Source organism: Mariniflexile maritimum (assembly GCF_009746565.1).
Taxonomy (GTDB): domain Bacteria; phylum Bacteroidota; class Bacteroidia; order Flavobacteriales; family Flavobacteriaceae; genus Mariniflexile; species Mariniflexile maritimum.
Genome location: NZ_WRPN01000001.1, coordinates 590,214 through 615,672, shown reverse-complemented (window position 1 = coordinate 615,672; position 25,459 = coordinate 590,214). Strand labels below are relative to the sequence as shown.

The window sequence follows — 25,459 nt, the reverse complement described above, 5'->3', positions numbered from 1 at the left end:
TTCTGTGGAACAATTCATTTTAGAAAATTATTCATTATTTACGCGTTTTGTAGAAATTTTAGCGGCAACAACAGGGCTTATACTTTTTAGAAAGTACAAAGATACCGCCGCTAAATATTTTATTTTTTTTCTCATTTACCTTTCGCTAGGTGATTTGTTAAATACTTACACTAAGCTTATTAGAAATAATGGCATTCTAGGTTTTTTAAAAGACACAATTTTAGAGCAAAATTACTGGTGGTCAACTTTATTTTGGAAAATTGGAGCTATTTTGTTTTTTGTTTTCTATTATCGAAAAATTTTAAGAACAGAACTATTTAGGGTTATAATCAAATATGCTGGACTCGTTTTCCTTACGGTTTCAGTATTCTATATTCTCATTCATTTGGATTATTTTTTCTCAAGGTTTTTTCCAATAATAAGCATCATGGGGGCTATAATTATATTTTTGTGTACGGCATTTTATTTTTTTGAAACACTACAAAGTGATAGGATTTTAACGTTTTATAAATCCCTTAATTTTTACATTAGTGCTGCAATTTTTATTTGGTGGCTCATTATTACCCCAATAGTTTTTTATGATATTTATGGCGAGCATAAAGATATAGCATATATCCACTTAAGACGTTATATCTATTTATTTGCTAATATTTGTATGTATTCAACTTTTACCTTTGCTTTAATATGGTGCAAACCAGAGAACAACTAGCTAGTACAGCTTCCGAACGTTATTTGCTAATTTATATGATTGCCGTTTTGGTAATTGTAACCACGCTGGTTATTATATTTTTCGTGGTTTTTTTAAAGCGAAAAAACAAACTTTTACTCGATAAAATAAAACAACAACAACTTTTTGAAGCCGAAATAGCCCAAGCACAAGCTGAAACACAAGAGCAAACCCTAAAAAATATTGGTTGGGAACTGCATGATAATGTTGGGCAATTACTGTCATTTGCCAGTATGCAACTTAGTATTTTAAAAATGCAGGTGGCCGATGATGTGAAAGAAAAATTTAAAGACACTTCCGATGCTTTGAAGGATAGTTTAGCCGAAGTGCGTCAATTATCAAAAACATTGAATAATGAAGTGGTACTGAATATTGGTTTTGAAAAATCGATTATAAACGAATTGAACCGATTGAAAAAAATGAAGTTCAATTCGGCAGAACTTGAAATTATTGGTGATAAGCTTGATTTTAAGGAGCCAAAGCATGAAATCATAATTTTTAGGATTCTTCAGGAATTTTTATCAAACGCCGTTAAATATTCCGAAGCAAAAAACCTGAAAATCATCTTAAATTACCAACCCACACAATTAACCATTACCGCTACCGAAGATGGGAAAGGGTTTAATATAAATGATGTTGAAAAGGGTTCTGGCTTAATTAATATGAAGAGTAGGGCAGCCCTGATTAAAAGTTATTTAGAATTAACCTCGCAACCAAACAAAGGGGTTACCTTGGTACTGAACTACCCCATGCAGTAATCAAGTAAAAATCTTAAAGAGCGTTTTCATCAGTTTTAGTTTGCCTTTGTATGGCGCGTATCTTAAGGTTGGGTCAAACCAAGTGCCGCGTTTTACAATGGGTTTTTTATGCGAAAAGGTAACAAAACCCCACTTGCCGTGGTATGCACCCATACCGCTATGGCCTACGCCACCAAAAGGCAAACGGTAATTGCCAAAATGAATCAACGTGTCATTAACAACTCCGCCACCAAAGCTGAATTTTTTTAGTAATTTTTCAACAAATATTTTTTCTTTTGAAAACACATACAACGCCAGTGGTTTTTCAAAATGCCAGATGATGTTTTCAATATCTGTCTCGGTTTCATAAGTTAAAATAGGTAAAATAGGCCCGAAAATTTCTTCACACATAACAGCACTCTCCAACGACGGTTCTTCAATAAGTGTTGGCGATACATAATTTTCATTTTCATCAACATTGCCACCAAAAATTATTGAAACATTTTTAAGCATTTCAGCCAATCGTTTCGTGTTTTTAGTATTTATAATTCTTGGAAAATCTGCTGATGTTTTGGGGTTTTCACCATAAGCTTTTGTTATTTCAGCTTTTAAAATTTCAATAAAATCTTGTTTAATTTCAGCTTTAATAATCACATAATCGGGTGCAATGCAGGTTTGTCCGCCATTTAAAAACTTGCCCCAAACAAGCCGTTTTGCAACCAATTTTAAATCGATACTCGCATCAACAATACACGGCGATTTTCCACCCAGCTCTAAAGTAACGGGCGTTAAATGTTTGGCTGCTGCTTGTGCAACAATTTTGCCAACGGGCACGCTTCCTGTAAAAAAAATATAATCCCATTTCTGTGAAAGCAATGTGGTGGTCGTTTCAACGCCACCTTGTACGGCAATCGCATAGTCTTTTGGAAAAACGTTTTCAATAATATCGGTTAGTAATTGCGAGGTGTTTTTGGTAAGTTCACTAGGTTTTAAAACTACGGTATTTCCTGCGGCAATGGCCATAATTAACGGTTCCATGGCCAATAAAAACGGGTAATTCCATGGGGCGATAATTAAAATAGTTCCGTAGGGGTTGTAGTAAATATAATCGCTAGACGGAAAGGTTAGTATAGAGGCGGTTACGCGTTTTGGCCGCGACCATTTTTTAAGGTTTTTTATGGCAAGATTTAATTCGGAAATCACCAAACCAAATTCACTGATGAAGGTTTCAAATTCCGATTTTTTGAAATCCTTTTGTAAGGCATCGTAAATAGCCTGTTCATGGGTTATAATCTCGTTTTTTAAAGCTTTTAAATACTTTAATCTTTCAGAAATAGCGATGGTTTTTCCCGTTTTAAAAAATGCTTTTTGTGCCGAAATGATGTTGGGTATAGCTGTCATGATCCGTTTTTTATAAAGATATGAAATTATACGTAACAAGCCTTCCAAACGGCAACCTCGGGCAAAGGCGCGGTTATGGCCATGGTTTCATTTTTAACGGGATGCATAAAGGTAATGTGTCGTGCGTGCAAGTGAATGCTGCCATCGGGGTTGCTCCTATCAAAACCATATTTTAAATCGCCTTTAATGGGGCAGCCAATGCTTGCCAATTGCGAACGGATTTGATGGTGCCTGCCGGTTTCCAAATTCACTTCCAATAAAAAATAGGTGTCTAGTTTTTGTAATATTTTGTAATGAAGAATGGCTTTTTTGCTGTCTTTTACCTCATTTATGTACGCCGTGGATTTGTTGTTTTTAGGATTCTTTTTAAGCCAATGCGTTAACGTGTCTTCGGTTTTTGGAGGTTGGTTTTTTACAATGGCCCAATAGGTTTTTTGAATGTCTTTTGATACAAAAAGGGCATTTAATCGTGGTAATACTTTACTGGTTTTAGCAAAAATAACCAAACCCGTTGTGGGCCTATCCAACCGATGCACCACGCCCAAATACACATTTCCGGGTTTGTTGTATTGGTCTTTTATATAACTTTTTACAACGTCGCTTAAGGGTTTATCGCCCGTTTTATCACCTTGAACAATATCGCCGGCACGTTTGTTTATAATGATGATGTGGTTGTCTTCATATACTATTTGAAGATTGAACTTGTTGGAAAAAACTTTAGATATGTTAGACTGGTTAGACATCTTAGAAAATACCGAAGTTTTGTTTGACTTATAGATTGATAGATTTTTAGACATCTTAGACGTCTAACATGTCTAAAAATCTAAAATATCTAGATTAATATTGCTCAGAATCACTAGGAAAATCGCGGGTTTTCACATCATCCACATATTTTGAAATGGCATTGGTCATATCTTCATACAAATTCATATAGCGACGCAAAAACCGTGGGTGAAACTCGTGCGTCATACCCAACATATCGTGTAGAACCAATACTTGTCCGTCCACACCATTTCCAGCGCCAATACCAATTATGGGAATGCTTACGCTTTCAGCCACTTCTTTTGCTAAAGCAGCCGGTATTTTTTCAAGCACAATAGCAAAACAGCCAATACGTTCTAGCATTTTGGCATCTTTTATCAAATCGGCAGCTTCCTGTTCCTCTTTGGCACGAACGGTATAAGTCCCGAATTTATAGATGGATTGTGGGGTTAATCCTAAATGTCCCATAACCGGAATGCCAGCGTGCAAAATGCGTTTTATGGACTCCTTAATTTCGCGACCGCCTTCCATTTTAACCGAATGGGCGCCACTTTCCTTCATAATCCTAATGGCAGAACGCAAGGCTTCTTTGGGGTCGCTTTGGTAGCTTCCGAAGGGTAAATCGACAACGACCAACGAGCGGTTTATGGCACGAATTACGGAAGATGCATGATAAATCATTTGATCCAAGGTAATGGGCAAGGTGGTTTCATGGCCTGCCATTACATTACTTGCAGAATCGCCAACAAGTATGACATCAACACCGGCACCATCCACAATTTTTGCCATGGAATAATCGTATGCGGTAAGCATCGATATTTTTTCACCATTGGCTTTCATATCCACAAGGGTTTTAACGGTGATGCGTTTATATTCTTTTTTTGCTACGGACATTTTTCAATTTTTTAGAGTGTAAAAGTAAGCAGTTTTGTTAAACTTTTTACGGATTTAAGCTGTAAATGATAGCACATGTGCTGTTTTTGACAAGAAAGTATTCCCTTTGGAAAGTTTTAAATGGATGTTAACAATCGGAAATATGAACCCCAACAGCCAGACCACCTTCTGAGGTTTCCTTGTATTTTGTGTTCATATCCTTGGCGGTTTCCCACATGGTTGCAACCACTTTGTCTAAAGGCACTTTTACGTTTTTGGGGTCGGTTCCCAATGCCATTTCCGCAGCATTAATGGCTTTAATGGCACCCATTGCATTGCGTTCTATGCAGGGAATTTGCACCAGACCACCAATGGGGTCGCAGGTTAAACCAAGATGGTGTTCCATGGCAATTTCGGCAGCAATGAGCACTTGTTCCGGCGAGCCGCCTAAAAGTTCGCAAAGCGCCGCAGCTGCCATGGCAGAAGACACGCCAATTTCCGCCTGACAACCACCCATGGCGGCACTAATGGTAGCACCTTTTTTAAAGATGCTTCCTATTTCGCCGGCAACGAGCAAAAATTGTTTGATGTGCTTAAAGTTGGCTTCATGGTTTTCAATTACAATATAGTACATTAAAACCGCAGGAATCACCCCCGCGCTTCCGTTGGTTGGGGCTGTAACAACGCGCCCTAAAGAGGCATTTACCTCATTTACAGATAAAGCAAAACAGCTTACCCATTTTAAAATTTGCCTAAACTTGACCTCCGTTTTACGGATGGTTTCCAACCATTCTTGGGGTGAGCTGTACGGTAAATCGCCTTTTAAGGTCTGGTAAGTATCAAAAGCACGACGCCTTACATTTAAACCTCCGGGTAAATTGCCTTCGGTATGGCAACCTATGTACATACATTCCAACATGGTACTCCAAATGCGCTGCAGTTCAAAATCGATGGTTTCTATGGGGCGGATGGACATTTCATTTTCTAAAACAACCTCGGAAATGGATTTGTTTAGTTGCTTGCAATATTGTAATAAATCGACTCCTTTTTCAATTGGGTAAGGGAAGGTGCAATAAAAAATGATTTTATTGGCTTTTGCTATTTTTCGTTCTTCCTGTACCACAAAACCGCCACCGATGGAGTAATAAACTTCGGTTAATTTTTTGCCTTTAACCGTTGCTGTAAATTGCATGCCATTGGCATGGTAGGGCAAAAATTTTCTATTGAAAATGATGTCGGTTTCAGGGTTGAACGGCAGTTGTTTTTCGCCGTTAAATAGAAGGGTTTTAGTGTTTTTTATTTTAGAGATGATTATTGGAATGGTTTCAATGGGAATGGTTTGTGGGTTTTCGCCGCTTAAACCTAACATGATGGCATAATCGGTGGCATGGCCTTTTCCTGTTAAGGATAACGAGCCGTAAAGATTGACGGTTATTTTCTCTACGCTATCAAAGGTATTGGTTTCTTTAAGCTGTTTTATCCAGCGTTCGGCGGCGCGCCATGGGCCTAAAGTGTGCGAACTTGAGGGGCCAACGCCAATTTTAAGCATGTCGAAAACTGAAATACAATCCATTTATAATAGTTTAGGCATTTACACAAAGATAGGTTGATTTTTTGGTCGCGCAAAGTTGTGGAGGGGCAAAGTAGCTGAAAACGGTGACCGCTACTTTAAACTTACGCTGCGAGCCAGTGCGCAAGGGATTGCAGCGAAAAGCCCACAGCGACGCAGGAGCGAGGACTTGCAGCGTAAAGCCCGACCCAAGGGGATGCGCCCAGTTTTAGAAAATTTAAAATAGACAAAAGACCGGACAATATGAGAATTTTGCCTTTGGGGCTTATGACACCTTGTCAGTATTTGTGCGTTGGCATAATCATTGACTTATACCTATCGAATTTAAAATGAATTTTCAACACAAATAAAACATATTATGAGTAAAATTATTGGAATCGATTTAGGAACAACCAACTCTTGCGTGTCTGTAATGGAAGGTAATGAACCGGTTGTAATCCCTAACGCGGAAGGAAAAAGAACGACACCATCGGTTATTGCGTTTGTTGAAGGCGGCGAAATTAAGGTTGGTGACCCGGCAAAACGACAAGCAGTAACAAACCCTACAAAAACGGTTTATTCTATCAAGCGTTTTATGGGGAATAAATATTCGGAGTCTAAAAAGGAAGCAGATCGTGTACCTTATAAAGTGGTAAAAGGCGATAACGACACACCTCGTGTAGATATTGATGGCCGTTTGTACACTCCCCAGGAGCTATCGGCCATGATTCTTCAAAAAATGAAGAAAACCGCCGAAGATTATTTAGGAACTACGGTTACAGAGGCGGTTATTACCGTGCCTGCTTACTTTAACGACAGTCAGCGTCAGGCCACTAAAGAAGCTGGTGAGATAGCTGGTTTAAAAGTGCGCCGTATTATTAACGAGCCTACTGCCGCGGCTTTGGCCTATGGTTTGGACAAAAAAGGAAAAGACCAAAAAATTGTGGTTTTTGACTTTGGTGGTGGAACACACGACGTGTCAATCTTAGAATTGGGCGATGGTGTATTTGAAGTATTATCAACAGATGGTGATACCCATTTAGGTGGTGATGATGTGGATGAAAAAATCATCAATTGGTTGGCCGATGAGTTTAACGCCGAAGAAGGCATGGACTTACGCAAAGACCCCATGTCGCTACAACGTTTAAAGGAAGCTGCTGAAAAAGCGAAGATTGAATTATCGTCTTCTGCCCAAACAGAAATCAACTTGCCGTACATTACAGCCACTGCCAGTGGGCCAAAGCACTTAGTGCGTACTTTAACAAAATCTAAATTCGAACAATTGATTGACGATTTGGTTAAACGTACCATTGCACCTTGCGAATCGGCTTTAAAAGCAGCAGGTTTAAGCAAGAACGATATTGATGAAGTGATATTAGTGGGTGGTTCAACCCGTATCCCAGCGGTACAAGCTGCCGTTGAGAAATTTTTCGGAAAAGTGCCAAGTAAAGGGGTGAACCCAGATGAAGTAGTGTCGTTAGGTGCCGGTATCCAAGGTGGTGTGTTAAGTGGCGATGTTAAGGACGTATTGTTATTGGACGTTACACCATTATCGTTAGGTATTGAAACCATGGGTAACGTAATGACCAAACTTATTGAGGCCAACACAACGATACCTACCAAAAAATCGCAGGTATTCTCTACAGCTGCTGATAATCAACCCTCTGTGGAAATCCATGTGTTGCAAGGTGAACGCGCCATGGCTGCCGATAACAAAACCATTGGCCGTTTCCACTTAGATGGTATTCCACCGGCAAGAAGAGGAACCCCTCAAATTGAAGTAACTTTTGATATTGACGCGAATGGAATCATACACGTAACCGCTACGGATAAAGCGACGAACAAAACACAGGATATTCGCATTGAAGCCTCTTCTGGTTTAACTGAAGAAGAAATCAAGAAAATGAAAGCAGATGCTGAAGCAAACGCTGAAGCCGATAAAAAAGCAAAAGAAAAAGCTGAAAAATTAAATGCTGCCGATGCCATGATTTTCCAAACGGAGAGTCAGTTGAAAGAATTTGGCGATAAATTATCGGATGATAAAAAGAAACCCATCGAAGATGCTTTAGAGGAACTTAAAAAAGCGTTTGAAACCAAAGACATCGCAGTTATAGACCCTGCTTTAGAAAAAATAAACGAAGCATGGAAAGTGGCAAGCGAGGAAATGTACAAAGCACAAGCCGAAGCACAGCAAGGTGGTGCAAGCGCGCCAGGGCCAGATGCGAACCAAAGTAAGCAAGAAGGCAGCGATGTTGAAGATGTTGACTTTGAAGAAGTTAAATAATAAATACGTGAGCTGAAAATAAGGCTCCACCCTTTTAAAACTAAAAAAACGCAACCAGAAATAGTTGCGTTTTTTTTTAGTTTAGTTTGGTAAAATAGTTTGTTTGGTAAAGTTACATAAAATTGCCTTTATCGTCGGTTTTTATATCAACGGTTTTATCGGCGTTTGCTAATTGAATTTTATAATGTTTTTCGGTAATGCCTTTATCACAGTGGTAATTTACATGATAGGTATCTTCAACAATCGTCCAATTTGGAAAACGGCTTACAATGGCGCGAAGCACTTCCAAAGGCAATCTTACGTTTTTATAATGTTCGGTAGTTTTTAGTATTTTACCAGTGGTATCGTAAGAAACAATTATCTTGCCATCGCTATTATTGAAATATACATTATACGATACGCCATCTTCATATTCCAAAACCCCTTTGTCATCTTTAAATTCTAAAACCTTAGCTTCAAGATTTTTAACGGGCAACGCTATCTTTTCAACATTTGTTGCTTGTATGTATTTATAATTTGCAACAACTTCAACTTCTGCTAATGCAATTTCTTGTGCATACATTTGGGAGGTTAATCCAACAATTAATAGACCAAAAATTATTCTTTTCATAATATAAGTATATAAATTATGGATGAAAATTAATGATTACTTACTGCTATAAACATGATAAATGTCATGTAATCAACCTCTTAACCTTTTTTAAATTATTATGCACGCATAACATATTGATTATCAGTTATTATGCACGCATAATAAATATGTTAAATTTTTATTTTTTTTGAAATTTTTTTTAAAAACTATAAAATTTCAAAACTTGCAGAAAACCAAATGATTATGATTTTAAACTATGCATGCATAATAATTGCTATATTTGTTGAAATCCTTAAAAAAATGCAAACTAAGCTCACGCAATTACTTAATATCAACTATCCCATCATTCAAGCACCCATGTTTTTGGTTTCAAATACCGCCATGGTTATTGAAGCCATGCACAGTGGAATAGCAGGTTGTATTCCTGCACTAAATTACCGCACCCTCGACGCGCTTAAAAAGGCCATTCACGAGTTAAAAAAAGCAAAAGTTGCGGGCGGTTCGTTTGGCTTCAATTTAATTGTGAATAAATCGAACATAAAATATAAAGAGCAATTGCGGGTGCTGTGTGAAGAAGGGTGCGATTTCATTATTACCTCATTGGGTAGCCCCGAAGAAACCATCAAACAAGCGCATCAAGTAGGAATCAAGGTTTTTTGTGATGTGGTCGATTTAAAATTTGCCCAAAAAGTGGAAGCCTTGGGTGCCGATGCCATTATAGCGGTGAATAATGAAGCCGGTGGACACCGCGGTAATGTGTCTCCCGAAGTTCTTATTAAAGAGCTGGTAAGCCATTGCAACATCCCCATTATTTCTGCCGGTGGTGTGGGGTGTAAAGCGGATGTGGACAAAATGCTAGGTTTTGGTGCCGCTGGTGTTTCGGTGGGAAGTCCGTTTATAGCTTCTACGGAAGCCAATGTTACCAACGAGTACAAACAGGCCTGTGTTGATTATGGAGCCAAGGATATTGTAATGACCGAACGTATTTCGGGCACACCCTGTACCGTAATAAATACGCCCTATGTTCAAAAAATTGGCACCAAGCAAACGTGGCTGGAAGCGATTTTGAACAAGAACAAAAAGTTAAAGAAATGGGTAAAAATGATACGTTTTTCAATAGGGATGCGGGCCACTGAAAAAGCTGCCACCCAAGCCACCTATAAAACCGTGTGGGTTGCAGGCCCTAGTATTGAGTTTACCAAAGATATTCAGCCAGTAAAGGCTATTGTAAAACGGTTAACGCATTAATTAACCAAAGCAACGGTTTTTAACCTGCGTCTTTTGTTTTTACCAACAAATAGGCTTAATGTAGTGCATGCTGCTAAACCGCCCACAACGGTAGCGGCAGCATCGGCAGCATCAAATTTGTTAAGCGGTTTTGTGCTGTCATAAACTTCCTTGGCAATGCCAGCAATAGCCGAAGCCCCTAAACCGTACCAAAACGCCTTACTTTTGTTTTTGGTTTTAGAATACACCAACGCATAGGTTCCACTTGAAATGATTGCACCAGAAGCCACATGAAATTCCCCATCATTTGAGATAAATTGGGCATGACTTGTGCCCGAAAAGGCAAAAAATAACAATACAACGGGTATGAGTGTTTTCATTTTGTTTTGGTTGTAAGTGGTTTTCAAAAATTAAAACTATATATTTAAAAAGCAAAAATGTTATATATTCGTTTTTGATATTATTATTACCGTTAAAGTGAATTTTTTACGAAGTAGATCATGTAAATCTAATATTTTCAGTTTAATAAATGCTTTTTTATGAAATACAGATTGTTGGATGCCAAGGGTTTTACTGTTAGTGAAATAGGTTTAGGCTGTTGGCAATTGGGAGCCGATTGGGGGCAAGACCTTTCAAAAGAAACCGCTTTTGATATTTTAAATGAAGCCGTTAAAAACGGGGTCACTTTTTTTGATACGGCCGATGTATATGGCAACGGAAAAAGCGAATCCTTAATTGGAGAATTTCTTAAAACCTGTAACACACCCATACGGGTAGCCTCAAAATTTGGTAGGGCAGGAGACGCCTATCCAGATAAGTATTCCAAAGATGTGCTAAGGAAATCGGTGGAAAACGCTTTGAACCGTTTGGGGGTTAATACCTTGGATTTGTTACAACTACATTGCATCCCAACCCATTATTTAAAGGATGGTGCCATTTTTAATTGGTTACGGGCATTACAGCAGGAGGGTCTCATAAAACATTTTGGTGCAAGTGTGGAAACCGTTGAAGAAGGCCTGATTTGCATGCATCAAGAAGGGTTACTGTCATTACAGGTTATTTTTAATGTTTTCAGACAAAAATTGGTAACAGAATTATTTCCGCAAGCGGAAGCCAAAGGTGTAGGTATCATTGTACGTTTGCCTTTAGCAAGCGGGTTGCTTTCCGGTAAGTTTAGCAGCCATACCGTTTTTGCAGAAAATGACCACCGTAATTATAATAAAAACGGGGAAGCCTTTAACGTGGGCGAAACTTTTGCAGGTTTACCTTTTGAAAAAGGATTAGCATTGGTTGATGCCATAAAACATTCTGTATTGCCAGAGCATTTAACCATGGTGCAACTGGCTTTACGCTGGATTTTAGACCACAAAGCAGTAAGCAGCATCATACCAGGAGCGAGTTCTGCAAATCAGGTATTTTCAAATGCAGCAGTTTCAAATTTAGAGGCTTTAACACCCGAAACACATCAAGCGTTGAGTGCGTTGTATAAAGAACAGGTTCACAATTATATACGAGGCGGATATTAGTTCAGTTTACCTTTTTTCAACCTAGCTATTAAAAACATTCAAGTTCGTTACGTGCAATAAAATTCAGGAATTCGTGGTTCCATATTTGGTCTTTAATTCTATTTATCGTAATATTGCAATAATATAATATAACAATCATGGGTATCACCAAATCTGAAATCTTTACCGACCACCAAAACGAAATTGCCTTGTTTGCCAAAGTATTGGGGCATCCCGCTCGGGTAGCTATTTTACAGCATTTATTTAAAATTAACGCCTGCGTTTGTGGCGATTTGGTTGATGAAATTGGTTTGGCGCAACCTACCATTTCGCAGCATTTAAAAGAACTAAAACAGCTAGGGCTCATTAAAGGTACTATTGAAGGTACCAGTGTTTGTTATTGTATTGATACCAAAAATTGGTCGGAAATGAAACGACTCATGAAGCTGTTTTTAGACCAAGACCTAACCAATACCAATTGTTGCTAATACTTAATTATAATCAGATGAAAAAAGAACACGAATTAAAAGACCTGGTGAAAGCCCGTTATGCGCGCATTGCAGAACAAGGAAAGGCCGAAAACGCTTCGTCTTGCTGCGGTGCTACCACACCATCCAATAAAGTTTATAACATTATGATGGACGATTACTCGGAAACCAACGGCTATGTGGCCGATGCCGATTTGGGATTGGGTTGCGGACTCCCAACGCAATTTGCAAACATCAAAAAGGGCGATACCGTGATCGATTTAGGCTCGGGTGCCGGTAACGATTGTTTCGTAGCGCGCCATGAAACAGGGGCAGAAGGCAAAGTAATTGGTATAGACTTTACCCCGATTATGATTGAAAAAGCGCGTATAAATGCAGAAAAATTGGGCTATAACAATGTAGAATTTAGAGAAGGCGATATCGATAACATGCCAGTAAGTAATGCGGTTGCCGATGTGGTAGTAAGTAATTGTGTGTTAAATTTAGTGCCCAACAAACAAAAAGTTATCGCCGAAATTTTTAGGGTTTTGAAACCGGGCGGTCATTTTAGTATTTCTGATATCGTGTTGGTGGGCAACCTTCCGGAAGCCTTGCGAGGCGATGCTGAAATGTATGCGGGTTGTGTAGCGGGCGCCATTCAAAAAACAGACTATTTAAAGTTGATTGAAGCGCAAGGATTTAAAAGTTTACAAATCCAAAAAGAAAAGCCCATTACCATTCCAGATGACATTCTTGGTAAATATCTTTCTGAGGAAGCTGTAAGTGCCTTTAATAAAGGCGGAACGGGTATTTTTAGCATAACCGTTTACGCAGAAAAACCCGGAACTAAGCAAGATAAACCCAAACTTCAATTGAAGGATTTGGAACCATCATCATGTTGTTCGCCAAAAAGTGGCTGTTGCTAAATTGATTGAAACAAAACTATGCCATTATTTAATAACCTTGAGCGTGCTATAGTGTCGTTAAATCAGGAAACGATTTCAAACGAACGCAAAAATACGTTGCAACCGCTTATTCATTTCATTCAAGAAAAAGTAACGGGCAATAAACAGATAAGGCTCCATTTTATTTGTACGCACAATTCGCGCCGTAGTCATTTATCGCAAGTTTGGGCCCAAGCACTGGCATATTATTTTAACATAAAAAACGTGCTGTGCTATTCTGGAGGTACAGAAAGCACAGCACTTTTTCCCATGGTTGCAGAAACGTTGCAGAATTCCGGATTTGAAATAGAAAAACTTTCAGAAGGCAACAACCCCATTTATAGTATTAAATATGCTGAAAATGAACATCCCATTATGGGCTTTTCAAAAAAGTTTGATGCCCCGTTCAACCCAAAGTCTGGTTTTGTTGCCATTTTAACCTGTTCGCAGGCCGATGCGGGATGCCCGTTTATTGCAGGTGCCGAAGCTCGCATTCCAATAATGTTTGATGACCCCAAAATATTCGACAATACACCGCAACAGGCAAGAACGTACAACGAAAGAAGCATCCAAATAGCCAATGAACTATATTATGTTTTTTCCCAAATTCAACTTTAGGTCTAAATCCCATTCTTCTTTCAAAATGCCATAGCAACAGGTGTTTCGTTTAAAACCATCAAGCATTAACGTATCTTTTCGTAAAACACCTTCCAGTTTGGCACCTAATTTTTCAACGGCTTTGCGCGATTTTAGGTTGCGCTCATCAATTCTAAATTCAACTTTATCAAAATTTAGGGTTTCAAAAGCGTATTCTAGCATTAAAAACTTCATGTTTGTGTTCAATCCGCTTCCATGATAGGCCGTTCCAAGCCACGTCCAGCCGATATGTAACACCTTATTGTTCCAATTAATAAGTCCGAAACGCGTACAACCCGCATAACTATTGGTTTGTTTGTCAAACACAATAAATGGGATGGCGGTTTTTTGGTAATATGCATCAACAGCTGTTTGAACATAGGTTTTTAAGGCTTCGGGCGTATCAATTTTACTGGGCGAATATTGCAATAAATGGGGTTGTTGTGCTATGGCGGTTAAGTGCTTGTAGTTGCTAACATCCAATAACGACAATTTTACACGTTGGTTTTCTAAAATTGGTGCTTTCATAATTATTTTATCCTTGTGAAGGCTCGCATCTTGTTAATTTAAGGCGGAATTTCAATTTCAATTGCTTGTCATTTCGTACTTTTACAACCGCCATTAAAATTACATAATTTCTATGCCATTATCCAAAGAAAACATCATCGCAAAAGCCAATGCCGTCTGTAAAAATACCTTAATGGAAACCTTAAACATTGAGGTTGTAGATTATGGCGACGATTTTTTAGTAGCCCGAATGCCCGTAAACGCCCGTGTTTACCAACCCGATGGCGTGCTGCACGGTGGCGCAACGGCAGCTTTGGCCGAAAGTGTAGGTAGTTTTGCGTCGCATATTTTTATTGATACCGAACAGTTTTTTGTTCGGGGCATAGAAATTACCGCAAACCATATTAAAAGCGTTACGGAAGGGTACGTGTATGCCAAGGCAACCTTTATTCACAAAGGAAGAACCACGCAGTTGCTGGATATAAAAGTGACCGATGAAGCCCATAATTTAATATCCGTTTGTAAGCTTACAACCATTTCATTACCCAAAAAGCGTTAATTTAATGACTTCGGAATCCTTTTTTAAGCGTATTGAAACCCATTACGGCCACCAATTACCATTTGTTATTTACAGAAAACCCCGAGAAACCAATGTTCAAGCATTGCTTCAGCAAACAAACGATTTGCATCTTGTAAACGATTTTACTGAAAACGGTTTTGTATTTGCACCTTTTGATGATGCCGAATCTTCCGTTTTAATGCCAATCGACCACTCTGAATCCTTGATTGTTTCTGCGGTGTCGTTCAACGATGTTGTAACTGCGCCTACCAATACAGGTTTTTCAGATGAAGAGAAAGCGCAACACATTCTTTTGGTAAAAAAGGGAATTTCAGCCATCAACGAAAAGTATTTTGAAAAGGTGGTGCTTTCCAGAAAAGAAACGGTTCCACTCACAGATGCATCGCCACTATCCATTTTTAAAAACCTGCTTAAAAACTATCCGTTGGCATTTGTATATTGTTGGTACCACCCCAAAGTAGGTTTATGGTTGGGCGCAACCCCAGAAACACTAATAAAAATACATGGCGACCAATTATCGATTATGGCATTGGCAGGTACCCAGGTTTACAAAGGCTCATTGGATGTTATTTGGAAAGAAAAGGAGCAGGATGAGCAAAAATATGTCACCGATTTTATAGTCGATACCTTAAAACCCTTGGTGGAAAGTTTACATGTTTCTGGTACCGAAACCGTTAAGGCGGGCGCTCTGTTACATTTAAAAACCATGGTTTCGGCACGTTTAAAAGCAACGGCTACCTTAAAGAAACTTATTTCTAGAATACATCCTACGCCTGCGGTTTGCGGTTTGCCCAAAGACCCTGCAAAACAGTTTATTATAGAGCATGAAAACTATAACCGCGCGTTTTACACCGGTTTTTTGGGCGAGTTAAATTTTGAAACTACCAAATTACCTCGCACCGGCAAGCGTAATATTGAAAACCGAGCGTATGCCATAACCCAAAAAAGCACCCAATTGTATGTTAATTTGCGTTGCATGCAGTTAAAAGAAACCCAGGCCATTATTTACGTTGGCGGCGGCATTACGGCACATTCCAAGGCAGAGGCCGAATGGGAAGAAACCGTTTCAAAATCTTTAACAATTAAAAACATTCTGTAATTAGCTAACTTTAAGAGCTATTTATTACTTTTACGAGTTCATTTTAAGTTACATGATTTATCCAAAAATTCCACTTGCACAAACCCTTATTGAGCTTTTTAAAGCCAAGGGCATCAAGCATATTGTTATTTCGCCAGGTAGCCGTAATGCACCGTTAACCATTGGTTTTACCAACAATCCGTACTTTACCTGTTACAGTATTGTTGATGAGCGTTGTGCCGCTTTTTTTGCCTTGGGCATAGCACAGCAGTTAAACTTGCCCACGGCGGTAGTGTGCACCTCGGGAAGCGCCTTGTTAAACCATTATCCGGCTGTGGCCGAGGCTTATTATAGCAATATTCCATTGGTGGTGGTTTCGGCAGACAGACCCAAGCATTTAATTGGTATTGGCGATGGGCAAACCATCAACCAAAAAAATGTCTTTGAAAACCATATTTTATATTCGGTAAATTTAAAACTCGATTTAAAGGATGAAAAAAATATTCCTGCCAATGAAGATTTACCCATATTTAAAAACCTAGAAGATAAATTCGAGCGTTTTTTGGGCTTGCAAAAAGACATTCAAACCCATAATGAGGAGGAAATTAATGAAGCCATCAATTTTGCCTTGTTAAAAAATGGCCCAGTCCATATCAACATTCCTTTTGATGAACCCCTTTACGAAGTTGTTGAAAAACCCATTGTTGCCCCCAAAGCCACAAAACCGGTTGTTAAGACCAAGGTTATTGAAGATTATGTGCTGAACGAATGTTTGGAAGATTGGAATTCGGCATCAAAAAAAATGATTTTGGTAGGGGCCAACCTTCCCAACCAAATTGATAGAAAGTGGTTGAATGAACTGGCGGAAGACGATAGCGTGGTGGTATTTACCGAAACCACGTCCAATTTGCACCATGAAAGTTTTTTTCCAGCCATCGATCAAATGATTGAACCTTTAACCGAGGCAGAGAAAAAAGCGTTGCAACCAGAAATCCTGCTCACTTTTGGCGGCTTGATCGTTTCAAAAAAAATAAAGACCTTACTGCGTAAATACCAGCCAAAATACCATTGGCATATTGATGAAAAAATGGCAAACGATACGTTTTTCTGCTTAAGCAATCATATTGATGTGTCGCCCAACCAATTTTTTGAGGCCTTTCTCCCAAAAATAACCCATTATGTAAAAAGCAATTACCACCTTACCTGGAATGCGGTTAAAAACCAACGATTGCGCAAACACGCCGAGTATTTAAGAACGGTGCCTTTTTCCGATTTAAAGGCCTTCGATGTGTTGTTCAAAAACATTCCAAACCATCACATTTTGCAAATTGGCAATAGTTCGGCCATTCGGTATTCGCAATTGTTCAGTATCAACAAAACGCTCAAGGTTTTTTGTAACAGGGGCACAAGTGGTATTGATGGCTGTACCTCAACCGCAGTGGGTTGCGCTGTTGTTAACGATAAGCCCACAACCCTTATTACCGGCGATTTGGGCTTTTTGTACGATAGTAATGCCCTTTGGAACAATTATATTCCTAAAAGCTTCAGGATTATCGTGGTAAATAACCAAGGCGGAGGTATTTTCAGGATCCTTCCGGGGCATAAAAACACCAAGAACTTTGAAACCTATTTTGAAACTACCCATAATTTAGATGCGCGGCATTTGTGCAGAATGCATGGTTTTAGCTACAAAAGCGTTTCAAAAGACAAACAGTTGGAATATTACTTAAAGGAATTTTTCGAGGAAGACGAACGCCCGAAACTTCTTGAAATATTCACGCCAAAAGATATTAATGATGAAGTGCTTTTAAATTATTTTGAATATTTAAAGTAATTTTATAATTGTGACTTTTTTTTGTTTTGTGTGTCTAAAAATTGTTATCTTTCTGATACTAACTATTTAACTATTTTTATTAACACATTAAATAAAACAATTATGAGTAAACGTGATGAACTTATTGCAAAGTATGCCGCCGATCTAAAAGAAAAATGTGGTGTAACAGCAGACATGGATTTATTGACCAAAGTAACCATAGGTTGTGGCCCGTCCATTTATAATGCCGACTCTTCAACTGTTTCCGGTTTGGATGATGCTGAATTGGCTACCGTAAAAAACAACTTTCTAATTAAAAAATTAGGATTAAAGGATAGTGCCGATTTAGATAAAGGCCTAAACGCTGTGATGGAGCAATATGGTAAGTCTAACCGCAATAAGTACAGAGCGGTTGTTTACTATTTATTGACCAAGCATTTTAAAAAAGAATCGGTTTATTAAACCAAACCATTTATTATAAAACCAAACACCACCTTTTAACGTGGTGTTTTTTTATTCCAAATGGTTATCAAATAAGCAGTTTATTCTTAAATCCATACTATAAAATCTATATTCGGGTATCTATTAAAAATAGTATCTTTGCGGCATGATACAAATAGGTAAAATCAATACATTGGAAATCTTGCGTGAAACCGATCACGGGGTGTATTTGGTAGATGCGGATAATGATGAAGTATTGCTGCCAAACCGCTATGTGCCCGAAACATTTAAAATTTGGGACAAGCTCGATGTTTTTGTGTATTTGGATAATGAAGAGCGCCCAGTGGCCACTACCGACATGCCCTATATTAAACTGGGTGAATTTGCTTTATTGCGCTGTAATGCCGTTACCCAACATGGTGCTTTTTTAGATTGGGGCTTGGTAAAAGAACTGTTTTGTCCGTTTAAGGAACAGGCCTTTCCAATGAAGCCCAAAGGGTGGTATTTGGTATATTGCTATTTAGATGAAAAAACAGGTAGGTTGGCGGCATCCAGCAAAACCAATCAGTTTTTAAGCAACAAAGAACTTACAGTTAATGCGTTTGATGAAGTCGATTTAATCGTTTCCCATCCATCGGATATTGGTTTGAACGTTATTGTAAACAAAGTACATACAGGATTAATTTACAACGATCATCTATTTACCCAATTAAGCGTGGGCGATAAGCTAAAAGGTATCGTAAAAAAAATCCGCCCGGGAAATAAACTGGATATTGTTCTCGGTCAAATTGGTTATAGAAGTATAGAACCCAATGCACAGCGAATTTTACACGAACTGCACGATAATAGTGGCTATTTAAACTTGACCGATAATTCAAGTCCCGAGGCCATTAAAGAGCAACTTCAAATGAGCAAAAAAAACTTCAAAAAAGCCATAGGTTCGTTGTATAAACAAAAACAGATTGATATTAAACCAGACGGTATTTACTTAGTTTAATCCCATGAACCATCAAGATACCATTGTCGCTTTAGCAACACCCTCAGGAGCTGGTGCCATTGCCGTTATCCGTTTATCTGGTAACGAGGCTATTACCATTGCCGATGCGTGTTTTAAATCGGTAAAAAGTAAAAAGACGCTTAGCGTTCAAAAAACGCATACCATCCATCTAGGTTATTTAATGGATGGGGCTAAAACCATTGATGAGGTGTTGGTTTCGCTATTTAAAAACCCCCATTCCTATACGGGCGAGGATGTGGTTGAGGTATCCTGCCATGGTTCTCCGTACATTCAGCAGCAAATTATCCAGTTATTTTTAAGGAAAGGCTGCCGAATGGCCACTGCGGGCGAATTCACCTTACGGGCTTTTTTAAATGGGAAGCTCGATTTAAGTCAGGCCGAAGCAGTAGCCGATTTAATTGCATCCGACAATGAAGCGGCGCACCAAATAGCCATGCAACAAATGCGAGGTGGTTTTTCATCGGAGATAGCCAAACTTCGTGAGGAATTATTAAATTTTGCTTCCTTAATTGAGCTAGAACTCGATTTTGCCGAGGAAGATGTAGAATTTGCCGACCGTACCCAGTTTAAAGCCTTAATTGAGCGCATTGCATTGGTTTTAAAACGTTTAATCGATTCGTTTGCCGTGGGTAACGTTATTAAAAACGGTATTCCCGTAGCTATTGTGGGCGAACCTAACGTGGGGAAATCAACACTTCTAAACGCACTTTTAAATGAAGAACGCGCCATAGTTTCTGAAATTGCCGGCACCACGCGCGATACCATTGAAGATGAGATTTCCATTGGCGGTATTGGTTTTCGGTTTATAGATACCGCAGGCATTCGGGAAACCCAAGATGTGGTTGAAAGCATAGGTATAAAAAAAACCTTTGAAAAAATTGAGCAAGCGCAAGTGGTTGTATATATAAGCCCACTAACCCCAGAAGGGAGAATTGCCCACGGTACGCTCATTGAAATTGAAAAAATAAAAAATAAATACCCGCTTAAAAATCTTATCGTTGTTTTTAATAAAATGGATTTATTATCTGAAGAACAGATTGAACAACTTAAATCAACCTTCGAAAATCGGAATTCTAACATAGAAAATATTCAATTTATTTCAGCCAAAACAGGACAAGGTGTAACCGAGTTTAAAGATGCGTTGCTCCATTTTGTAAACACGGGCGCGTTAAGAAACAACGACACCATAATAACAAACACACGCCATTACGATGCCTTATTAAAGGCCTTGGAAGAAATTGATAAAGTGAAACACGGACTGGATACTGGGCTTTCGGGCGATTTATTGGCTATTGACATTAGGCAGGCCCTGTTTTATTTTGGTGAAATAACAGGGCAAGTATCTAACGATGAACTACTTGGGAATATTTTTGCAAATTTTTGCATCGGGAAGTAATTACGTTTTCTAGGGTGTTTAAACCCTTCTTTACTTGCTTTACTTCTTTAAACTTACATTTTTATAAAATCGTTTTATCCTTCAATATCAAAATTTTGTCCGCCGCCATTGTTTGGGCGCTCTGGTTTCTTTTTCTGGTTAAACCTATATGTGAACGATAGGTTGAAGGTTTGTCCACCTCTAAATTGCATGTCTCTTTTGGTGAAAAAGGTAGGGGTATTTACTTCGCCTTTATACCTTCTGCTATCAAATAAGTCGTTGATATTGAAGGCTATTGAGGCTTTTTCATCAAAAAAGTCTTTGCTAAACGCCAAATTTACAGAAGCAATGGCATCTCTTTTGTTTTGGGCATCTTCACTTGGACCTCGATAGTCTATATTGGTTTGCCAATCTATTTTCCCCGGAAGGGTGTATTTGTTGCTTAAACGAGCGTTCCAGCTAAAGTTGTCGGCATCATAATTAACACCGTTATAATCGCCCCTTGTAGTGTTTTTAAACATATTCAGGTCGGTATTGATACGCCATTTTTTGGTAGGGGTGTAATTCAAATTAAATTCAAATCCAAAGCGGTCCTCGGTTGCCAAATTTACGGGCGTTCTTTGTATTACGGGTATTTCTTGGTTGTTTACCAAAACGGTATCGCCGGTTTCAAAACTTACCCAGTTGCTATCGTCCTTTTCATGTTGGTAAAATAGCGATGTACTAAGGGTAACCTTGCTGAACTTGTTTATATAGCCTAAGTCGTATAAACCAGAATAACTGGGGTCTAAATCTGGATTTCCTTGAAAAATATTGGTAAGACTGGTTCTGGAAGGAAATGGGTTTAGGTAAAATCCGCGTGGTCTTTCTAGCCTTCTACTGTATCCTAAAGTGATGCTTTCATTTTCATTTAACTCATAACTTAAATTAATAGTGGGAAACAAGCCTGTGATGTTTTTCTTTTTAAAATCGCCCGAGGTTGGTTGGTCTATGGTGGTTTGGGTGTTTTCCATTCTCAACCCAAACAAATAGGAGAATTTATCGATTTTGCTACCAAATTGTGTGTATAATGCATTGATATATACTTTAAAATTAAATAGGTTCGATAAGTTAGTGTCTATCTCAAAATTATTGCTTGTTGTATTAAAAAGTTCCACCGTATAATCTGTTGATCGGGTATTGAAGTTACCGCGGTAACCAAGTTCAAACTGACTGTTTTCGCCAAGTGGAAGCACATAATCTGTTTGCAAGAGTATCTCTTTTTGGTTGTTTAAGGTTGCAATATTTTCGCTTTTTAGGCCATCATTGGTTATTTGCGATGTTTCGTCCTCATCACTGTTTTCATACTGAAAATCGGCTGTAAACTTATGGCCACTGGTTTTGAAATTTTTAGTGAAATTTGCAGCGTACTGAATGGTTTTGTTTTTTCCGAATTCAGGTTCCAATCGATTGCTCTCACCCACAAAATTCAGGTTTTCGTCATATTGCAATGTTCGGTTTTTTGAATCGCTTTCATTATCGGAGTCCCTGTAAAGCAAGGAGGTTGTTAATGAGGCCGAATCGGTTATATACCATTCCAAACCAAGGTTTGAGGTCAATCCTTTGTTTGTGTTATCCCAATTGCCCCTTTCATCAACAAAATTCCCTGTTGTTTTATATCTGGTTTCTGTATAGGAATGGCCAACCGATTCCCGGTAATTATAGCCTGTTGTGTTGAAAAAATTAACGTCGCCGGTTCTGTAATTAATATTTCCTGAAACACCTGCGGCATTGGGGTAACCAACATTGGTACTAATGGCACCGTTAAAGCCCTGTAACTTGCTTCGGCGTAAAATGATATTTAAAATACCTGCGGTCCCTTCAGATTCGTAACGTGCTGATGGTGAAGTGATAACCTCTACTTTTTCAATGGCATCGGCGGGAAGTTGGCGCAGGGCATCGGTAGAATTTAAACCAACCAACCCAGATGGTTTTCCGTTGATAAGGATTTTTACATTGTCGTTCCCCCTAAGGGCCACATTGCCTTCTACATCAACCGAAACCGAAGGGATGTTGTCCAGTACATCGCTTACGGTACCGCCACTTACGGTTAGGTCCTTGCCCACATTGTATATTTTTTTGTCCAGTTTAATTTCAACGGTGGTTCGTTCTGCAATAATTTCAACTTCTTCCAACGAGGCATAATCAATCTGTAAAAAAATAGTGCCCAAATTGGTATCGGCCTCTAGTTTTTTGTTGGAAAGTGTTATTTTTTTATAGGAAATATATTCTATGGAAATATCGTAAACGCCATTGGGTATTTTAATGCTAAATTGGCCTTTGGCATCGGTAATGCCGCCATCAACTATTTTGTTTTCTTTTTTGCTGAAAAATGCGATGGTTGCGTATTCTAGCGGTGTATTGGTGTCCTTGTCTATAACCTGTCCGGTTACAATAATGGTTTTATCTAATGGAAAAGACGTGTTGTTTGAAAAAACGTTTCCTGGAAAAGCTAAAAAGGATACTAAAAGAAAAAAACCGAAAAATTTTGTCATGAGGAATGTTTTTCAAAGTTAGACGTGCAAAAATAGCTATGGTTTAATAGTGTTTTGTTAATTAAAAGTTAATTAACCTATTAAAATCCTCATGGGTGTAGTTAAATAATGTCCCTTATTTTTTCGGTAGGGCGTCCAATTACGGCTTTGTTACCATTAATTACAATGGGGCGTTCTATCAACTTGGGGTTTGTAACCATCGCATCGATAATTTGTTCATCGGTTAAGTTTTTATCCTTAAAGTGGGTTTTCCAGATGGTTTCGTTGGTTCTAACCAAATCGATGGGCTTTATGCCTAAAAGCTTGATGATGTGTTTTAATTCTTCTGCTGTAACGGTATTTTCAAGATAATTTACAACTTCAAAAGGTTTTGCCGATTGTTCCAAAAGTTCTAAGGCGCAACGCGATTTACTGCACCTATTGTTATGGTATATTTTAATCATGGTATATAAATGTTGAAGGTTTTTAATTGTTGGATGAGTTCGTTGGCATTTTTAAAGTGAATGCCATGAATTGCTAGGGCATGGGCAGCTTCAATGTTTTTTATATTGTCGTCAATAAAGAGGGCTCTTTCTGGAACAATATCAAAGCGGTTTAGCAAAATTTCATAAATTTCCTTAAACGGTTTTCTGGTTTTTTCTTCCCCCGAAACCACAATACCATCAAACCATTTTAAAAAATCGAAACGCTTTTGTGCGATTGGGAAAGTTTCATGGCTCCAATTGGTTAAAGCGACTACTTTAAATTTTTTTGATGCAATAAGGGCTTCAAGGATGTTTACGGTACCAACAATGGCACCACCAAGCATTTTTTCCCAGTTTCCATAGTACAGCCTAATGTACTGTTCATGCTCTGGAAAGGTATCTACCAAATCTTGGGTTGCTTGTGCTAAAGGGTAACCGGCATCTTGATTTTCGTTCCAATCGCTCGTGCAAATAGTTTCAAAAAACCATTGCATTTTTTTTCGATCGCCTTTAAACGCTTCTAAAAACACATATTCGGGATTCCAGTCTATTAAAACGCCGCCAAGATCGAAAATTATGGTATCTATTTGGTTCATAAGCCTTCTAAAAAGTATAATTTCAACCTGCAAGGTTTCAAAAATCTTGTAGGTCTTTTTAAAGTAATGTATTTGTGAAAAGTTATTAGGTTTTTTAGTCCTGTTCTCAATACATGTTATTTACTTAATAACCCAATAACCGTCAACAATCTATTTTCTACAACGCTGATGTGTCCTCCTGTTTTTGCCCCATCATCATTAAATAGGCTTTTAAAAACGGCCCAATATTACCATCCATTACCGCATCGACGTTACTGGTTTCGTGCCCTGTTCTTACATCTTTTACCAGTTTATAGGGCTGCATGACATAGTTTCTAATTTGGCTTCCCCATTCAATTTTCATTTTGCTGGCTTCAATATCTTCACGCTGTGCCATTTGTTTTTGCAATTCAATTTCATACAGTTGCGATTTAAGCATTTGTAAGGCCCGAGAACGGTTGTCGTGTTGCGAGCGGGTTTCCGAGCATTGAATTTGGATACCGGTTGGTTTATGGGTAAGCTGTACCTTGGTTTCAACCTTGTTTACGTTTTGTCCGCCTGCACCGCTTGAACGTGCGGTAGTAATTTCAATATCGGCAGGATTTATTTCAATTTCAATGGTGTCATCAACCAAAGGGTACACATATACCGAGGCAAAACTGGTATGGCGTTTGGCATTACTATCAAAAGGTGAGATACGCACCAAACGGTGCACACCATTTTCGCCTTTTAGCCAACCAAAGGCAAAATCGCCTTCAATCTCTAATGTTACGGTTTTTATGCCGGCCACATCGCCTTCCTGGAAGTTGAGTTCCTTTACCTTAAATCCGCTTTTTTCGGCATACATTAAGTACATACGCATCAGCATACTTGCCCAGTCGCAACTTTCGGTGCCACCAGCGCCCGCAGTTATTTGCAATACGGCACTTAAACCATCGCCTTCATCGGAAAGCATGTTTTTAAACTCAATATCTTCAAGTAAGTTGAAGGCTCTATTGTACTGTTCCTCAACATCTTCAGCGGAAGCTTCCCCTTCTTTATAAAACTCATAAAGAATTTCCAGATCTTCGGTATGGGTTTTGGCGCTATTGTAATCTTCAACCCATTTTTTGGTAACACGAAGCGATTTCATAATGGCTTCGGCAGCTTTGGCATCGTTCCAGAAATTAGGGTCAAACGTTTTTTCTTCTTCGTTTTGTATTTCAATAAGTTTTCTATCTACGTCAAAGATAGTGCCTAAGTTTGTCTAGGCGGGTGTTAAGGTTTTTAATCTGATCGGAAGTTATCATAGTCTATTTATTTTTGAACAAAAATAGGATTTATAGCAGGAGCAGAAAACAAATCTTGATTTAATTTTATAGTTTTACCTT

General features: G+C 38.6%; 25 protein-coding genes. 14 read left to right on the top strand and 11 right to left on the bottom strand.

Features of this window, described 5'->3' with window-relative positions; all coding sequences use genetic code 11:
• Positions 1–4: 4 nt before the first annotated feature.
• Both GQO80_RS02655 and GQO80_RS02650 read left to right on the top strand, forming a co-directional pair.
• The gene (locus GQO80_RS02655) at positions 5–709 is read left to right on the top strand and encodes a hypothetical protein (protein ID WP_157206738.1); all 705 of its coding nucleotides are present in this window, start codon (positions 5–7) and stop codon (positions 707–709) included.
• Complete coding sequence (locus tag GQO80_RS02650; RefSeq protein WP_157206736.1) at positions 685–1,485, top strand: sensor histidine kinase; 801 nt, start codon at positions 685–687, stop codon at positions 1,483–1,485. The genes GQO80_RS02655 and GQO80_RS02650 overlap by 25 nt, the downstream gene beginning before the upstream one ends.
• Here GQO80_RS02650 and GQO80_RS02645 read toward each other — a convergent pair whose 3' ends face one another.
• From GQO80_RS02645 to GQO80_RS02630, 4 genes are all read right to left on the bottom strand, one after another.
• The gene (locus GQO80_RS02645; protein WP_157206734.1) at positions 1,486–2,865 is read right to left on the bottom strand and encodes an aldehyde dehydrogenase; all 1,380 of its coding nucleotides are present in this window, start codon (positions 2,863–2,865) and stop codon (positions 1,486–1,488) included. It lies immediately after the preceding gene.
• Positions 2,866–2,891: 26 nt separating this feature from the next.
• Positions 2,892–3,608, bottom strand: coding sequence for an RluA family pseudouridine synthase (locus tag GQO80_RS02640; RefSeq protein ID WP_157206733.1), 717 nt, complete (start codon positions 3,606–3,608; stop codon positions 2,892–2,894).
• Between the two features lie 94 nt (positions 3,609–3,702).
• Positions 3,703–4,521, bottom strand: a complete 819-nt coding sequence (gene panB / locus GQO80_RS02635; protein WP_157206731.1) for a 3-methyl-2-oxobutanoate hydroxymethyltransferase — start codon at positions 4,519–4,521, stop codon at positions 3,703–3,705.
• A gap of 127 nt (positions 4,522–4,648) precedes the next feature.
• A complete protein-coding gene (locus GQO80_RS02630) occupies positions 4,649–6,073 on the bottom strand; it encodes an L-serine ammonia-lyase (protein WP_157206729.1) in 1,425 nt (474 codons plus the stop codon).
• A gap of 355 nt (positions 6,074–6,428) precedes the next feature.
• Between GQO80_RS02630 and dnaK the strand changes: the two genes are divergently transcribed.
• Positions 6,429–8,333, top strand: coding sequence for a molecular chaperone DnaK (gene dnaK / locus GQO80_RS02625; RefSeq protein ID WP_157206727.1), 1,905 nt, complete (start codon positions 6,429–6,431; stop codon positions 8,331–8,333).
• A 112-nt stretch (positions 8,334–8,445) separates the two neighbouring features.
• Here the strand turns inward: dnaK and GQO80_RS02620 are convergent, their stop codons facing one another.
• Entirely contained in the window at positions 8,446–8,943 is a 498-nt protein-coding gene (locus GQO80_RS02620) for a nicotinate-nucleotide adenylyltransferase (RefSeq protein ID WP_157206725.1), read from the bottom strand.
• A 282-nt stretch (positions 8,944–9,225) separates the two neighbouring features.
• Here GQO80_RS02620 and GQO80_RS02615 point away from each other — a divergent pair, with 282 nt between their 5' ends.
• Positions 9,226–10,173, top strand: a complete 948-nt coding sequence (locus GQO80_RS02615; protein WP_157206724.1) for an NAD(P)H-dependent flavin oxidoreductase — start codon at positions 9,226–9,228, stop codon at positions 10,171–10,173.
• Here GQO80_RS02615 and GQO80_RS02610 read toward each other — a convergent pair.
• Positions 10,170–10,532 carry a hypothetical protein gene (locus GQO80_RS02610; RefSeq protein ID WP_157206722.1) on the bottom strand — a complete coding sequence of 121 codons (363 nt, stop codon included), beginning with the start codon at positions 10,530–10,532 and terminating at the stop codon, positions 10,170–10,172. The two genes, GQO80_RS02615 and GQO80_RS02610, sit on opposite strands and share 4 nt — an antisense overlap.
• 159 nt (positions 10,533–10,691) lie before the next feature.
• Between GQO80_RS02610 and GQO80_RS02605 the strand changes: the two genes are divergently transcribed.
• The 4 genes from GQO80_RS02605 to GQO80_RS02590 all read left to right on the top strand — a co-directional run bounded on the left by GQO80_RS02605 (position 10,692) and on the right by GQO80_RS02590 (position 13,686).
• Complete coding sequence (locus GQO80_RS02605) at positions 10,692–11,678, top strand: aldo/keto reductase (RefSeq protein ID WP_157206720.1); 987 nt, start codon at positions 10,692–10,694, stop codon at positions 11,676–11,678.
• A gap of 137 nt (positions 11,679–11,815) precedes the next feature.
• Complete coding sequence (locus GQO80_RS02600; protein WP_157206718.1) at positions 11,816–12,145, top strand: ArsR/SmtB family transcription factor; 330 nt, start codon at positions 11,816–11,818, stop codon at positions 12,143–12,145.
• 17 nt (positions 12,146–12,162) lie between these two features.
• On the top strand, positions 12,163–13,050 hold the full coding sequence (locus tag GQO80_RS02595) for an arsenite methyltransferase (protein WP_157206716.1): 888 nt from the start codon (positions 12,163–12,165) through the stop codon (positions 13,048–13,050).
• A gap of 18 nt (positions 13,051–13,068) precedes the next feature.
• Positions 13,069–13,686, top strand: coding sequence for an arsenate-mycothiol transferase ArsC (locus GQO80_RS02590; protein ID WP_157206714.1), 618 nt, complete (start codon positions 13,069–13,071; stop codon positions 13,684–13,686).
• On the opposite strand, the gene GQO80_RS02585 is transcribed toward GQO80_RS02590, so the two are convergent.
• On the bottom strand, positions 13,654–14,232 hold the full coding sequence (locus GQO80_RS02585) for a GNAT family N-acetyltransferase (RefSeq protein ID WP_157206713.1): 579 nt from the start codon (positions 14,230–14,232) through the stop codon (positions 13,654–13,656). The two genes, GQO80_RS02590 and GQO80_RS02585, sit on opposite strands and share 33 nt — an antisense overlap.
• Before the next feature lie 112 nt (positions 14,233–14,344).
• Between GQO80_RS02585 and GQO80_RS02580 the strand changes: the two genes are divergently transcribed.
• The 6 genes from GQO80_RS02580 to mnmE all read left to right on the top strand — a co-directional run bounded on the left by GQO80_RS02580 (position 14,345) and on the right by mnmE (position 20,537).
• Positions 14,345–14,770: a PaaI family thioesterase gene (locus tag GQO80_RS02580; RefSeq protein ID WP_157206711.1), complete on the top strand. Its 426-nt coding sequence runs from the start codon at positions 14,345–14,347 to the stop codon at positions 14,768–14,770.
• 4 nt (positions 14,771–14,774) lie between these two features.
• Positions 14,775–15,890, top strand: coding sequence for a chorismate-binding protein (locus GQO80_RS02575; protein WP_157206709.1), 1,116 nt, complete (start codon positions 14,775–14,777; stop codon positions 15,888–15,890).
• Between the two features lie 52 nt (positions 15,891–15,942).
• Positions 15,943–17,703, top strand: coding sequence for a 2-succinyl-5-enolpyruvyl-6-hydroxy-3-cyclohexene-1-carboxylate synthase (menD, locus tag GQO80_RS02570; protein WP_157206708.1), 1,761 nt, complete (start codon positions 15,943–15,945; stop codon positions 17,701–17,703).
• A gap of 102 nt (positions 17,704–17,805) precedes the next feature.
• The gene (locus tag GQO80_RS02565; protein WP_157206706.1) at positions 17,806–18,144 is read left to right on the top strand and encodes a DUF2853 family protein; all 339 of its coding nucleotides are present in this window, start codon (positions 17,806–17,808) and stop codon (positions 18,142–18,144) included.
• A 145-nt stretch (positions 18,145–18,289) separates the two neighbouring features.
• Positions 18,290–19,120 carry a CvfB family protein gene (locus GQO80_RS02560; protein ID WP_157206704.1) on the top strand — a complete coding sequence of 277 codons (831 nt, stop codon included), beginning with the start codon at positions 18,290–18,292 and terminating at the stop codon, positions 19,118–19,120.
• Between the two features lie 4 nt (positions 19,121–19,124).
• Positions 19,125–20,537, top strand: coding sequence for a tRNA uridine-5-carboxymethylaminomethyl(34) synthesis GTPase MnmE (gene mnmE / locus GQO80_RS02555; protein ID WP_157206702.1), 1,413 nt, complete (start codon positions 19,125–19,127; stop codon positions 20,535–20,537).
• A gap of 74 nt (positions 20,538–20,611) precedes the next feature.
• Here mnmE and GQO80_RS02550 read toward each other — a convergent pair whose 3' ends face one another.
• The 4 genes from GQO80_RS02550 to prfB all read right to left on the bottom strand — a co-directional run bounded on the left by GQO80_RS02550 (position 20,612) and on the right by prfB (position 25,378).
• A complete protein-coding gene (locus GQO80_RS02550) occupies positions 20,612–23,050 on the bottom strand; it encodes a TonB-dependent receptor domain-containing protein (protein ID WP_157206701.1) in 2,439 nt (812 codons plus the stop codon).
• A 101-nt stretch (positions 23,051–23,151) separates the two neighbouring features.
• Positions 23,152–23,493, bottom strand: a complete 342-nt coding sequence (gene arsC, locus GQO80_RS02545) for an arsenate reductase (glutaredoxin) (RefSeq protein ID WP_157206699.1) — start codon at positions 23,491–23,493, stop codon at positions 23,152–23,154.
• Positions 23,490–24,110 carry an HAD family hydrolase gene (locus tag GQO80_RS02540; protein WP_157206697.1) on the bottom strand — a complete coding sequence of 207 codons (621 nt, stop codon included), beginning with the start codon at positions 24,108–24,110 and terminating at the stop codon, positions 23,490–23,492. Before GQO80_RS02540 ends, arsC begins: the two co-directional genes overlap by 4 nt.
• Positions 24,111–24,267: 157 nt before the next feature.
• A protein-coding gene (gene prfB / locus GQO80_RS02535; RefSeq protein ID WP_157206695.1) for a peptide chain release factor 2 occupies positions 24,268–25,378 on the bottom strand; the annotation gives its coding sequence in 2 pieces (ribosomal slippage) (positions 24,268–25,314 and positions 25,316–25,378; 1,110 coding nt in all).
• Positions 25,379–25,459: the final 81 nt, after the last annotated feature.

What these genes read in the sequence shown, in the direction of transcription:
- GQO80_RS02650 (WP_157206736.1), top strand. Translation starts at nt 685, where the DNA reads ATGGTGCAAACCAGAGAACAACTAGCTAGTACAGCTTCCGAACGTTAT.
- GQO80_RS02645 (WP_157206734.1), bottom strand. Translation starts at nt 2,865, where the DNA reads ATGACAGCTATACCCAACATCATTTCGGCACAAAAAGCATTTTTTAAA.
- GQO80_RS02640 (WP_157206733.1), bottom strand. Translation starts at nt 3,608, where the DNA reads ATGTCTAACCAGTCTAACATATCTAAAGTTTTTTCCAACAAGTTCAAT.
- panB (WP_157206731.1), bottom strand. Translation starts at nt 4,521, where the DNA reads ATGTCCGTAGCAAAAAAAGAATATAAACGCATCACCGTTAAAACCCTT.
- GQO80_RS02630 (WP_157206729.1), bottom strand. Translation starts at nt 6,073, where the DNA reads ATGGATTGTATTTCAGTTTTCGACATGCTTAAAATTGGCGTTGGCCCC.
- dnaK (WP_157206727.1), top strand. Translation starts at nt 6,429, where the DNA reads ATGAGTAAAATTATTGGAATCGATTTAGGAACAACCAACTCTTGCGTG.
- GQO80_RS02620 (WP_157206725.1), bottom strand. Translation starts at nt 8,943, where the DNA reads ATGAAAAGAATAATTTTTGGTCTATTAATTGTTGGATTAACCTCCCAA.
- GQO80_RS02615 (WP_157206724.1), top strand. Translation starts at nt 9,226, where the DNA reads ATGCAAACTAAGCTCACGCAATTACTTAATATCAACTATCCCATCATT.
- GQO80_RS02610 (WP_157206722.1), bottom strand. Translation starts at nt 10,532, where the DNA reads ATGAAAACACTCATACCCGTTGTATTGTTATTTTTTGCCTTTTCGGGC.
- GQO80_RS02605 (WP_157206720.1), top strand. Translation starts at nt 10,692, where the DNA reads ATGAAATACAGATTGTTGGATGCCAAGGGTTTTACTGTTAGTGAAATA.
- GQO80_RS02600 (WP_157206718.1), top strand. Translation starts at nt 11,816, where the DNA reads ATGGGTATCACCAAATCTGAAATCTTTACCGACCACCAAAACGAAATT.
- GQO80_RS02595 (WP_157206716.1), top strand. Translation starts at nt 12,163, where the DNA reads ATGAAAAAAGAACACGAATTAAAAGACCTGGTGAAAGCCCGTTATGCG.
- GQO80_RS02590 (WP_157206714.1), top strand. Translation starts at nt 13,069, where the DNA reads ATGCCATTATTTAATAACCTTGAGCGTGCTATAGTGTCGTTAAATCAG.
- GQO80_RS02585 (WP_157206713.1), bottom strand. Translation starts at nt 14,232, where the DNA reads ATGAAAGCACCAATTTTAGAAAACCAACGTGTAAAATTGTCGTTATTG.
- GQO80_RS02580 (WP_157206711.1), top strand. Translation starts at nt 14,345, where the DNA reads ATGCCATTATCCAAAGAAAACATCATCGCAAAAGCCAATGCCGTCTGT.
- GQO80_RS02575 (WP_157206709.1), top strand. Translation starts at nt 14,775, where the DNA reads ATGACTTCGGAATCCTTTTTTAAGCGTATTGAAACCCATTACGGCCAC.
- menD (WP_157206708.1), top strand. Translation starts at nt 15,943, where the DNA reads ATGATTTATCCAAAAATTCCACTTGCACAAACCCTTATTGAGCTTTTT.
- GQO80_RS02565 (WP_157206706.1), top strand. Translation starts at nt 17,806, where the DNA reads ATGAGTAAACGTGATGAACTTATTGCAAAGTATGCCGCCGATCTAAAA.
- GQO80_RS02560 (WP_157206704.1), top strand. Translation starts at nt 18,290, where the DNA reads ATGATACAAATAGGTAAAATCAATACATTGGAAATCTTGCGTGAAACC.
- mnmE (WP_157206702.1), top strand. Translation starts at nt 19,125, where the DNA reads ATGAACCATCAAGATACCATTGTCGCTTTAGCAACACCCTCAGGAGCT.
- GQO80_RS02550 (WP_157206701.1), bottom strand. Translation starts at nt 23,050, where the DNA reads ATGACAAAATTTTTCGGTTTTTTTCTTTTAGTATCCTTTTTAGCTTTT.
- arsC (WP_157206699.1), bottom strand. Translation starts at nt 23,493, where the DNA reads ATGATTAAAATATACCATAACAATAGGTGCAGTAAATCGCGTTGCGCC.
- GQO80_RS02540 (WP_157206697.1), bottom strand. Translation starts at nt 24,110, where the DNA reads ATGAACCAAATAGATACCATAATTTTCGATCTTGGCGGCGTTTTAATA.